Genomic DNA, 11,254 nt, shown 5'->3' with positions numbered 1-11,254 from the left:
TCATGACACCACCCTGGACCAGAAATCACCCCACATATGGGAGACATGCCCTAGCAATCCTCCGAGTCCAGGATTGCGTATCAACAACTGCTCGTCCATCCTGATTCTGATTTGATTCGGGATGGCGTTGGGCACTAGATCTTGGTTTACTCTCCAGCTCGACTCTTGCCACACTTCGAGCACAGGGACCACGTTCTTGAACATCAGCAACGGAACTAAAGTGTTCTGCGAGACGACACCTACCCCGATCCAGAAAGACCAAGGGGAGGGCGTGACGATATAGATAACATTGCCGTTTTTCCCTCCTCTAATCTCTTCGGGGGTCTGGTCGCCGTCCAGCCAATCGCGATAGAGGACGGCGCTCCGTGGGGGCAGAGTCAAGAGGAATGCTGATTCATGCTGCCCGTCAGGCTCTAGATAATTCATGGCCTTGCAGCAACCACAATCAATTCATGGCTCTCCTCGCTGAGAGGGCTGGAATCAAAGTCTCCGTACCATTCGACTGGTTCCAACCCAGAACCTCGCAAGAGCACATCGAGCTCAGCTGGCGTGAATGCATGGCTCGCGACGTGCTTGATAGTCCTCCTGACCGTACCATCGGGGGCGATCACGTCGTAGAAGACCTCGCTAGACACGTTCCCTGACACCCTCGAGTAGTGATTTGTCTTTGTGATCGCTACCTGTTCCCCAGTATCTTCCAGGGGTACTGTTGCCACTTCTTCGCGAACGGCATTACCAACATGACCAAGCTTCAACGATGCAAAGTAGGAGGGGTTCGGGAGGTAGGTATGGATGACGAGAGTCCCGCCAGGTTTCAGCGCAAGGTTGCAGTACTGGAGGACGCGCTCTTGATCCGCGCGATCCAGAAAACCTCCGAGCGTGTACTCGGGAATGAGCACGAACTCAAAGTCGTTGGCGGGAGGAGATTGACCGAGTACGTCGCCTTGTTCATAACTGGGTCTGCTATCTTGTGGGACCTCTTCTTGTTCCAAGAGTTCTTGAGCTCTGGCAAGCATGGGTTCCGCTTTCTCTACTCCAACCACCTCGTGTCCGGCTTTGCTCAGAGCCCTGCTTAGCCGACCAGTGCCAGAGCCTACTTCGAGCACCTTCCGGGAAGTATCGCCAAGCAGTTTCAGGTAGAAAGGCTTATCAGATTCGAAGTCCTCCTGTTGTTCGAATACCCTAGCGATTCGTTCGTCGTTGTAATACGAAGCGTTCGAGGAGACCATTTATACTCCTTTCAATCAACGACACAATGTGCACTCCGGCTTCGGGGAACGATCGATAGTCTCGGTTTGCATCGTGCTGAAATTTAACCGGACCTGGGTATCCGCAATTGCCGGGTCACCGTCGACCGAAGATAAATACTCGACGATTTGGTCAGCATGTATTGCTGCGGTGGCTGAGATCAGTGGGCCGAAAGATGGCGCCGTACGTCGAGCATTGTGTGCCTGAATAGCAGGAGGAGCATCAGAGATGTCATAGGTGTCGAACCCTTGACACTCGAAGCATCCTGGCCTGCCCGGGGAAACAAGAGGGCCTACGCTCGCATAGTTCTCTGCAACGCCCGCTGCACTGTAGGGAACATCATGCTTAAGAGCTGCTCCATTAGCCCACCGGTTGATTCTAAGGTACGGCTTGTCTGCGGCCATCACCATATAGTCTGGCCGAGTCTGCTCTAATAGCATCTCAATGTCTGACTGAGATTGAACGCTAGTGGTAGTCGCCTCCACCTGCACGTCCTTTCGAAACTGGCGCAGTTTCCCGGCCGCAACTTCAGACTTCTTCAGACCAACATCTGCCTCGGTAAATAGAAAAGAACGGTTAAGGTTCGACGCCTCTACCTCGTCTGAGTCGACAACATGCATGTTGCTGACTCCACATGTAATCAGGTTCAAGGCCGTCATTGCGCCCATCCCTCCGCAGCCGAGTACGAGAACCCTGGCCGACTGAAGCCGCTGTAGTCGTAAATGAGCGTCTTCTGCTGATGCCCCGAGAGCTCGCCAATACAGTAGCTGCCTGTCATAACGGTGGTCAGCGAGTGCAGTAGGGGCATTGCCTTGTTGAACGACACCTGCTGCGACCAGCGCTTCGAGAGCCTCTTTTACATCAGAGCTATCGAGCGAGGGCTCCAACTCTGTGACTCGAACACTAATATCCTCGACGGTGCGACCCTCGCACAGCAACTCCACGAGGTACCTATTAGTCGGGCTATCCTCAATGCTAATAGCGTTGAGACCGTCTCCCATTGAGATACGGCCACCGCCGGGGACCCGCACTGTGGTCCATTCGTTGATCCTCAACACATCGTTCACGCTGTCCATCAACAAACACTTCCATCAAAGATAGAGCGGCGGGGGCCGCAAAATGCGACCCCCGCCTATCACCCTCACGTGTCGGGGATGAGAATGTTCTGAGTCTGCTCTTCACGAATGTTGAGCTTCATCGTCATTCCTTCCTAACGGTCGGGTAATAACAGGATCCTTGTCGGACCCTGCATCTCCACAGTGAAACCGTAACCCAACATGTCAACCAGCCCGAACGCGGACAATGAGATGCTCAGTTCGCCAGGCTGACAACTGGAACGATGATGGCAGCGATACCTAGTCCGAGGGCTTGGAGTCGGCTGAGGCGTTCTTTGAGCACCAGGAGGGCCAGCAGGACCGGTATGGCTGGGTAGAGGGCGATGGCGATCATTACCGGCCCCAGTAGGGCGTGCCGGGTGGCGTAGAGGTAGAAGGCCATGGCCAGGGCTGCGGCCAATCCGACCACGGCGGCTTGAAGGGTTGTTTTCTTGATCCGCAGTGGGGCGGCTCGGACCCAAGCGAGGGCGAGTAGGGGCAGGAGACTGACCAGCTGTCCTGTCAGCAGTGGCTCTGCCGGCGCGGTGGAAGTGATCTGGCTGAGCGCGAACAGCTGAGCGGCGTAACCGGCTCCAGCAATCAGCCCGTAGAGGGAGGCAAACACATTCCGTCGTGACTCCGGTGTGGGACGAGGCCCTTGGGGGTCTGGTGCCTGTTTGTTGGGTCTGCTGAGCAGCCAGATTGCTGGCAATAGCATCATTCCTGCTGCTGCGGTGTGCAGTTGCAGGGGTTCTCCCAGCAAGGTGATCGAGAGGATGAAGGGGGCTGCGACTGAGACGATGCTGGTCACTGGCACGACGAGGGAGATGTTGTGCTTGCGCATCCCTTCATAGAGTGCTGCAACCCCGATTCCCGCGCCGACCCCAGAGAGCACTGCCCATCCGAAGTCCTGGTCACCCATGGGCTCCAGTTCTCCCTGGGTCCAGAAGATGCTCAGCGCCCAGCCCAGGAAGAACACTGCCCCGCCTGCTTGTGAGTAGACGGCCACACTCATCGCGGGGATGCGACGAGAGAGCACCCCATTGAAGAAGTGAGAGGTGCCGAACATGATCGCAGCCATCACCCCTAAGAGCTCACCCACGGCATCCCCTTTCTCATCTCGCTGGCCTCTTCTAGCAGGTCTGGCCATCCTCCCTGCGCCCAAGCGTTGAGGTCTAGTTCCCGTTATGCACAATGACCATGTACTTTAAGTGCATGTTGGATCGCAGGGTGGAACTTTTGCGCATGGTCGCTCATGTCGGCACGGTGACTGCTGCTGCCCATGCTCTGTACCGCAGCCCCTCAGGGGTCTCCCGGCAGATTCAGGAACTGGCCAAAGAACTCGGCGTGGAGCTGCTTGAACCTGAAGGTCGCCGGGTGAAGCTGACCCCGGCAGGTCGAACCCTGGTGGACTATGCCGATGCCACCCACCGGAAGTGGGAAGAAACCCGATCCGCGCTTGTGGCCTCTGAAGGCTTAAGTGGGCTGGTGACCGTGGTTGCTCACCCCTCTGCGGTGACGTCCCTGGTGGCCCCGGCTCTCCAAGCTCTGGAAGAACAGTACCCAGGGGTTGAGTTGCGGATCATCGAAGACCAGCCCCCGCAGAGCTTTCACCGGTTGATCACGACAGAGGCTGACATCTGCCTAGCCGCCGTCGAAGAGGGGGTACCTCACCGTAACGACCCCCGTTTCGATCAGCGCGAGTTGGCCAGAGAGCCTATTGATGCTCTGATGCCTTCATGCCACCGGCTTGCAGACAAATCGGCTCTTGCGCTAAGAGATCTCGCTGAAGAGTCGTGGATTGTCCCTGCCCCAGGGCAGGCCGGGCATCATGAAGTGCTCACCGCCTGCCAATCAGCAGGCTTCACCCCATCAGCGGTTCATTACGCCCGGGAATGGTCCACCGTTGGAACGTTGGTCCAAGTGACCGGTGCAGTTAGCCTCACCTCACGCTTTGCTCCGCTACCGAACACCGGGGCGATCAGGATGCTCCTAGATGGCGACCCAGCACCGGCCCGGCAGCTGGTCCTCGCCACCCGAGCCGGAGCAGAAAGCGGACCTATCGTCACAGCCATGGCAGAGGTGCTCGCCGCGCAGGCTGCCACCGGACTAAGAGCCCCAGAAATGTGGCTCATCGCAGATGAGGGTGTAGCAAGGGCCTGAATCCTCCAGTGTCCAGCAGCGCTCGGGTGACGTAGTTGGCCAGATTCCGGAACCCCAGAGCGGTCCCACGTAGATGCTCCAGACGGCCGTTGATCGCCTCGGTGGGCCCATTGGAGGTGCCGGGGCGGTCGAAGTAGGCCAGGATGTCGACCGCCCGGCGATTCAGCGTCCGGCCCAGCTTCTTCAGCTCGACCAGCTTGGCCGGGACCCCGCGCCGCAACGAGTCGATCACCTCCGCCAACATCGCCTTGCCGGCGGGCTTGGAGCCGCACCGGTAGGCGGCGACGACCTTCTGATACACACTCCAGGTGGCCTCGAGTTCGACATGCTCATCAGAACCGAAGACTCGATCGAGCTTGGACCCCTGGCCCGGGGTGAGCAGATCGTGGCATGACCCCCTAATTTCGGTCCACGAGTTATGAGAGTCGCACTAGCGCCCGGTGCTCCGGGCAGGAAAACTGGTGTGACCATGACAAGCAAGAGAAGACGCCATACCCCGGAACAGATCATCCGGAAGCTCCAAGACGCTGAGAAGCTCCAGGCAGAAGGCCACGACGTCGCCGCCACCGCCCGCGAACTGGGAGTCACCGAGGCCACCTACTACCGGTGGAAGAACCAATACGGCGGGCTCAAAGCCGAAGACGCCAAACGGCTGAAGGAACTTCAGAAGCAAAACGACCGGCTCAAGAAGCTCCTGGCCGAGGCCGAGCTGGAGAAGGCCGCGCTGAAGGAGCTGGCGGAGGGAAACTTCTAGGGCGTGTTGCTAAAGGGTGGAGCGTCGGTCGTCGGCGAGTCTGTCCTTGTGGCACGCAGAGAGATATCTGACGAGACCTGGGCAGTGATCGGCCCGTTGTTCCCGGAGGCGAAGTCCACCGGCAGGCCCCCGGTGGATCCACGCAGAGTCGTCGAAGCTGCCGCCTGGCGGTACAGGACCGGCTCACCCTGGCGGGAGATCCCGGAGAGGTTCGGCAGCTGGAACACGATCTATAAGAACTTCTCCCGGTGGGCCTCGCAGGGCGTCTGGGCCCGAGTGCTCGAGACGGTGCAGTCGCTGACTCACCAGCGCGGGGAGCTGGACTGGGTCGCCTCGATCGACTCGACGATCGTGCGCGTGCATCAGCATGGTGCGACCTTGACCCGGAGCGCAGGGGGCTGAATCGAACTACAAGAAGTTCGGCACTGAGCCGGCCGATCATGCCATCGGCCGCTCGCGTGGCGGGCTGACGACCAAGATCCATCTGGCAAGTGATGGCAGAGGACGGGCGCTGGGGTTCGTGCTCACCGGCGGGCAGGTCGCCGACACCAGTCTGCTGGCCGAGACGCTCAGCGAGATTCGCGTGGCCGGGGCCAGAGGCAGGCCGCGATCGCGCCCGCGACGGGTGATCGCTGACAAGGGCTACCCCTCGAAAAAGAACAGGGCCTGGCTGCGCAGCCGCGGCATCGCGGCCACCATCCCCGAACGTGCCGATCAGGTCGCTCATCGTCGGCGCAGACCTGGGCGGCCGATCGACTTCGGCGACGAGCAGCAGGCCCGATACAAGGGCCGCAACGTCGTCGAACGATGCTTCAACCGGCTCAAGCAGTGGCGCGGGATCGCTGCACGAACGGATAAGACTGCCCGGAACTTCCACGCTGGGCTCTGCCTCGCAGCGACTCTGCAATGGGTTTAGCAACACGCCCTAGTTCGTACTAGCGAAGGGAACGTCGCCGATGTCGGCACCTTCTTCCGTCCCTACTGTCCCACTCGATGCTGCCGCTGTGGGCGAGGCCTTGGCTGCGATGCGCGAGCATGCCCCGCTGGTGCAGTGCCTGACCAACGTCGTCGTCGCTCAGTGGACAGCGAACGTCCTGCTCGCGGTCGGCGCCAGTCCGTCGATGGTGGACAACCCGGAGGAAGCCGGGCCGTTCGCCGCCGTCGCCGACGGGGTCCTGGTCAACCTCGGCACGCCCCAAGAGGCGACGGTGGCTGCGATGCACGGCGCGGTCAGTGCCGCCGCGGCGGCCGGCACCCCGTGGGTGCTCGACCCGGTCGGGGTGGGTGGGCTCGCCTGGCGCAGCCGGGTTGTCGTCGACCTGCTCGCCCACGCCTCCCCGGCACTCGTCCGTGGCAACCCCTCAGAGATTCTCGCTTTCGCCGGTGGGGGCAGCGGTGGGCGGGGTCCGGAGAGCGTCGACGCCGCCGAGGATGCCCTCGACGCCGGCCGGGCGCTGGCCCGGGAGCACGGCACCATCGTCGCGGTCTCCGGGGAGGTCGACCACCTCACCGACGGCACCCGGCTGGTGCGGGTGGCCAACGGCCATCGATGGTTGACCCAGGTCACTGGCGGTGGGTGCGCGCTGGGCGCGCTCATGGCTGCCTTCGCCGCCACCACCGACGACCCGCTCCTGGCCGCCACGGCCGCGACCGCGACGTACACCGTGGCCGCCGAGGTCGCGGCCGAGCGTGCCGCCGGGCCGGGGAGCTTCGCCGTTGCGCTGCTGGACTCTCTCGCCACCCTCAACCCGCAGGAGCTGACCGAGAAGGTGGTGCTCCGGTGACCCGCCGACCGGTGAACCTCAGCCTCTACCTGGTCACCGACACCGGTTTGTGCGGCCCACGGGGGGTGCCCGCGACCGTGCAGGCTGCGGTCGCGGGCGGAGTCACCGTGGTGCAGTTGCGTGACCCGGGCGCCACCGACGCCCACTTCGTCGCCCTCGGCGTGGCGGTCCGCGAGGTGCTGGCGGGGACCGGGGTGCCGCTGATTATCGATGACCGGGTCCACCTCGTTCAGGACATCGGCGCCGACGGCGTCCACGTCGGTCAGCGCGACATGCCGCCTGCTCAGGCCCGGCAGTTGCTCGGGCCGGACGCCATGGTCGGGCTGTCGGTCAGCACGATCGAGCAGGTTCGCACAGCACGCGGGCTCGGTGACGGCGTCTTGGACTACCTCGGCGTTGGACCGGTGTGGCCGACGGCGACCAAGCCTGACCACGGCACTCCGATCGGCCCGGGCGGGGTGGCTGCGGTGGCCGCCGCGAGCCCGTGGCCGGTCGTCGCCATCGGCGGCATCACCACGAAACGCACCGGCATGCTGCGCCACAGCGGCGCCGCCGGCGTGGCGGTCGTCTCGACGGTGTGCGCCGCGGAGGAACCAGCCGTGGCGGCCGCGAGCCTGCGGGCCGCGTGGGACGGGCAACCGTGAACCCCCGCCCACCGATCGCGCTGACGATCGCCGGCTCCGATCCCTCCGGCGGGGCGGGTATTCAAGGCGACCTCAAGACCTTCTCCGCACTGGGTGCCTACGGCACCGCGGTGCTCACCTCACTGACCGCCCAGTCCACCCAGGGAGTCACCGGTGTCCACGTCGTCCCCGCGGACTTCGTCCGCGCCCAGCTGGACACCCTCGTAGACGACGTGGCGGTTGACGCCGCCAAGATCGGGATGCTCGCCTCCGCGGCCACCATCGAGACCGTCCTCGCCTTCCTCGACAAGCGCTCCGACGCGGTGCCGGTTGTGGTCCTCGACCCCGTCATGGTGTCCACCGCCGGTTCCCGGCTGCTGGCCGAGGACGCCGTCGAGCCGATGCGCCAACTCCTGCCGTACGTCTCCCTCATCACGCCGAACGTCCCCGAGGCCGCCGTGCTGCTCGACGCCGACCCCGCCGAAGACCTCGACACCATGCGCGCCCAGGCCATCGCGCTCCGGGAGCTGGGCGCCGCGCGGGTGCTGGTCAAGGGGGGCCACCTCGGCGGCGACGCACACGCCACCGACCTGTGGCTCGACGACGCGGGCGAGCAGCTGCTGACCGGCCCGCGGGTAGCCACGGTCAACACCCACGGCACCGGGTGCGCCCTGTCCTCCGCGATCGCCGCACTCGCCCCGCGCACCGGGTCCCTGCTAGAGGCCACCCGCCAGGCCAAGACTTGGCTCACCGGCACCCTGCGGGCCGCCGACGCGCTCCACATCGGCCACGGACCCGGCCCCGTGCACCACTGCCACGACATCTGGAAAGACGAGAACGACTGGAAGGACAGCGACCGATGACCAGCCCACACACCTCCATGCCCGAGACGATTCGCGACCACGACGACACTGGCGTGTTCAGCACCGTGGCGTGGCATCGCACGGCCAGGGTCCGCGAGGCGATCGACGCGCTGCCCTTGTTGCACCAGCTGAGCGACGCGACCCTGGCGGAAGAGACGTTCCGGCACTACCTCGCCCAGGACGCGCTCTACCTGGCCGACTACGGCCGGGTCCTGGCCGCGGCCGCCGCTCAGGCCCAGGCGTCGGAGGAAATGGCATTCTGGGCGCAGGCCGCGCGGGAGGTGGTCGAGGTCGAGCGGCAGCTGCACGCCACCCACGTCACCGACCTCACCGCCGCCGAGCCCTCACCGACCACGGTTGCCTACACCTCCTACCTGCTGAGCCTCGCGACAGCGGGAAACTACCCGGTCCTCGCGGCCGGCATCCTGCCGTGCTTCTGGGTCTACGACGACGTCGGCACCCGTTTGAAGGCCGCCGTCGGTGACCTGAGCACGCACCCGTACGGGGACTGGATCGCCACCTACGGCGATCCAGACTTCACCGCCGCCACCGACACCGCCCGGGACATCGTGGACCACCTCGCCGACCAGGCCAGCCCCGGCACACTGGCGCGCATGCACACCGCGTTCCACCGCGCCACCCAGTACGAGTGGATGTTCTGGGACGCCGCCCACCGGCAGGAGACCTGGCCCATCTGAGGTCATTGGTCGGTGCGCCCTTGGGCGCGCGCTCATCATGATCTTTCGAGAGCTGGTCGCCGCCCTGGAGACTCCTACCGTCCGGTGGTGTTGCTCGGACGGTGGGAGACCGGACCCGGGGTTGATCAAGGTAAACGGCGCGCTCAGGCCGGTGCTCCGCACGAGAAGCGCCAGCGCTTTTGACACCATGCGCCCCGAAGGGGATGCGTCCTATCAGTCGATGAGTCCTGTGTCGCCTGAGAGGGCGTCGGTGAGCCACCGCGGGTGCATGGGGAGCAACGGTGCCGGAAGCTCATCCGGGGAGAAGAAACCCGCCTGTGAGGTCTCCACACCATCAGGGTGCATCTGACCGCCGCGCGGGAGGCAGGCGAAGGTGGTGGTGACGAACTGGGTCACTCTCCCGTCGGGATAGGCGAAAACCTGCGAGGCGGGGTCCGAGTACACCCCTACCAGCCGCTGCACTTGCACCTGCAAGCCGGTCTCTTCGGCGACCTCCCGCACCGCCGCCTGGGCGGCAGTCTCGCCCACCTCGACGTGTCCCGAAGGCAGTCCCCACAGCCCGTTGTCCAGCCTGCGCCCCAGTAGCACGCGCCCGGCCTCGTCGAAGACCACCGCGGCCACACCCGCCCGCACCTCGTCCGGCCACGGGTACGGCGACGGGCGCATCGGGCCGATGTCAAGGGCCGGATCAAACAGTCCGGCCAGGCCCGTGACCGTGGCCTCCGCAACGGTGGGATCACACTGCCGACGGCCGCTGCTCGGCGTCGCGGGAGCGACGAGGATCGCCGGCAGGCCCGCGCAGTGCGCCCCGACGACGTCCGTAGCCGGGGTGTCCCCCACGACCACCACTCTCGTCGTAGCAGGGAGCCCGCGCTGGGCCAGGCGGAACATCTCCGGTCCCGGCTTGCCCACCACGACCGGTCGGCGCCCACTGGCGGTCTGGATCGCTGCGACGACCGCGCCGGTGGCCGGCCACGGGCCGCTCGCTGTGGGGAACGTGGCGTCCACGTTCGTGGCCACGAACGGCACGCCGGTACGCAGGAGGGCGGTGGCCTGGGCGAGGTCCCGGTAGGTCACCGTCTCGTCGCAACCGACCACCACCGCCTCGGCCCCAGACCCCTCCACGGATTCCACGCCTTGGGCCGCGAGTTCGCCGCGGAGGCCATCACTGCCCACCACATAGGCGCGGGTAATGCCCTGCTGGCGCAGCCAGCACGCCGTAGCCCACCCGGAAGATACGATCTCCTCGACGGTGGCCCTCACGCCCAGGCGGCCCAGACGGTGGACGACGTCTTTGCGGGACGGGCGGGGATCGTTGGTCACGAACCGGACCACCCGGCTCCGACTCCGCAGGCTGGCCAAGGCTTCGGTCACGCCGGAAAGCAAGGTGTCTCCGACGTAAACCACGCCGTCAAGATCAAGCAGAAAAACATCGAACTGGTCAACGAGCACAACAACCTCCGAGGTCAAGGGACAGTCAGCGCGCATGCTGGCGCTGAGCCATCCCCCTCGGGCATTTTGTGCCAATAGGTGCCCTCCCGCCTGTTCGGCGGAAGCTGCAGCGCTCGGTCACAGACCCCCAGCCGGCTGGGGCGGAACCCTAGCTGCCTTCTCCCGGCTCGCCCACAATCCTAACCGACCCGACACGAAGTAGCTGAGCGGTGGAAGTCCCCCCGCGGGCGTGCGAGAGTCGCGGGAACGTACCCCGCTCATTGACGTTCGTAGGTTCCGGACAACAGAGGTTACCTGGCTACCTTGCTGCGGTCCTTGGCCAGGAGCTTGCGTCCGTCCTCGCGGAGTTCGCCGGTGGGTGAGACGTGGCGGTAGAGGGTCTGGCGGGTGATGCCGAGTTCCTTGCAGAGGTCACCGACGTTGGTACCGGGCTTTCCCATGGAGGCCATGGCGAGGCGGAGCTTGGCGGGGGTCATCTTGTAGGGGCGTCCGCCTTTGCGGCCGCGGGCCCGGGCGGCGGCTAGGGCATGTCTGACAAATGTGCGGTCCAGGCGATCACCGCGTTGAGCACCACC

10 protein-coding genes and 3 pseudogenes are annotated in these 11,254 nt (G+C 64.4%); 7 read left to right on the top strand and 6 right to left on the bottom strand.

The window, feature by feature from the left end; translation table 11 throughout:
- Window positions 1–422: 422 nt before the first annotated feature.
- The 3 genes from RIL96_RS12930 to RIL96_RS12920 all read right to left on the bottom strand — a co-directional run bounded on the left by RIL96_RS12930 (window position 423) and on the right by RIL96_RS12920 (window position 3,444).
- A complete protein-coding gene (locus tag RIL96_RS12930; RefSeq protein ID WP_310549433.1) occupies window positions 423–1,229 on the bottom strand; it encodes a class I SAM-dependent methyltransferase in 807 nt (268 codons plus the stop codon).
- Between the two features lie 15 nt (window positions 1,230–1,244).
- Window positions 1,245–2,324, bottom strand: coding sequence for a HesA/MoeB/ThiF family protein (locus RIL96_RS12925; protein WP_310549432.1), 1,080 nt, complete (start codon window positions 2,322–2,324; stop codon window positions 1,245–1,247).
- Between the two features lie 235 nt (window positions 2,325–2,559).
- Window positions 2,560–3,444: an EamA family transporter gene (locus RIL96_RS12920; protein ID WP_310549431.1), complete on the bottom strand. Its 885-nt coding sequence runs from the start codon at window positions 3,442–3,444 to the stop codon at window positions 2,560–2,562.
- Between the two features lie 92 nt (window positions 3,445–3,536).
- Here RIL96_RS12920 and RIL96_RS12915 point away from each other — a divergent pair, with 92 nt between their 5' ends.
- Window positions 3,537–4,505, top strand: a complete 969-nt coding sequence (locus RIL96_RS12915; RefSeq protein WP_310549430.1) for a LysR substrate-binding domain-containing protein — start codon at window positions 3,537–3,539, stop codon at window positions 4,503–4,505.
- On the opposite strand, the pseudogene RIL96_RS12910 reads toward RIL96_RS12915, so the two are convergent.
- Window positions 4,474–4,890, bottom strand: a pseudogene (locus RIL96_RS12910) (transposase); the annotation flags it as partial. The gene RIL96_RS12915 and the pseudogene RIL96_RS12910 sit on opposite strands and share 32 nt — an antisense overlap.
- Window positions 4,891–4,974: 84 nt before the next feature.
- Here RIL96_RS12910 and RIL96_RS12905 point away from each other — a divergent pair.
- The 6 genes and pseudogenes from RIL96_RS12905 to RIL96_RS12880 form a co-directional block, all read left to right on the top strand.
- Window positions 4,975–5,250, top strand: a pseudogene (locus RIL96_RS12905) (transposase); the annotation flags it as partial.
- A gap of 15 nt (window positions 5,251–5,265) precedes the next feature.
- Window positions 5,266–6,175 (top strand): annotated as a pseudogene (locus RIL96_RS12900) (IS5 family transposase).
- A 40-nt stretch (window positions 6,176–6,215) separates the two neighbouring features.
- Window positions 6,216–7,043: a hydroxyethylthiazole kinase gene (gene thiM, locus RIL96_RS12895; RefSeq protein ID WP_310549429.1), complete on the top strand. Its 828-nt coding sequence runs from the start codon at window positions 6,216–6,218 to the stop codon at window positions 7,041–7,043.
- Window positions 7,040–7,687 carry a thiamine phosphate synthase gene (thiE, locus tag RIL96_RS12890; RefSeq protein ID WP_006590956.1) on the top strand — a complete coding sequence of 216 codons (648 nt, stop codon included), beginning with the start codon at window positions 7,040–7,042 and terminating at the stop codon, window positions 7,685–7,687. The genes thiM and thiE overlap by 4 nt, the downstream gene beginning before the upstream one ends.
- Window positions 7,684–8,529 carry a bifunctional hydroxymethylpyrimidine kinase/phosphomethylpyrimidine kinase gene (gene thiD, locus RIL96_RS12885; protein ID WP_006590957.1) on the top strand — a complete coding sequence of 282 codons (846 nt, stop codon included), beginning with the start codon at window positions 7,684–7,686 and terminating at the stop codon, window positions 8,527–8,529. Before thiE ends, thiD begins: the two co-directional genes overlap by 4 nt.
- The gene (locus RIL96_RS12880; protein WP_017824196.1) at window positions 8,526–9,227 is read left to right on the top strand and encodes a TenA family protein; all 702 of its coding nucleotides are present in this window, start codon (window positions 8,526–8,528) and stop codon (window positions 9,225–9,227) included. Before thiD ends, RIL96_RS12880 begins: the two co-directional genes overlap by 4 nt.
- Before the next feature lie 213 nt (window positions 9,228–9,440).
- On the opposite strand, the gene RIL96_RS12875 is transcribed toward RIL96_RS12880, so the two are convergent.
- Together RIL96_RS12875 and RIL96_RS12870 are read right to left on the bottom strand one after the other, a co-directional pair.
- Window positions 9,441–10,679, bottom strand: coding sequence for an HAD-IIA family hydrolase (locus RIL96_RS12875; RefSeq protein ID WP_310549428.1), 1,239 nt, complete (start codon window positions 10,677–10,679; stop codon window positions 9,441–9,443).
- Between the two features lie 290 nt (window positions 10,680–10,969).
- Window positions 10,970–11,254 (bottom strand): helix-turn-helix domain-containing protein (locus RIL96_RS12870; protein WP_310549427.1); only part of this gene is annotated, 285 nt, incomplete at its 5' end.

Source organism: Nesterenkonia aerolata, assembly GCF_031470965.1.
Lineage (GTDB): Bacteria > Actinomycetota > Actinomycetes > Actinomycetales > Micrococcaceae > Nesterenkonia > Nesterenkonia aerolata.
The sequence above is the reverse complement of the archived record's forward strand: the minus strand, read 5'-3'. Positions and strand labels throughout refer to the sequence as shown.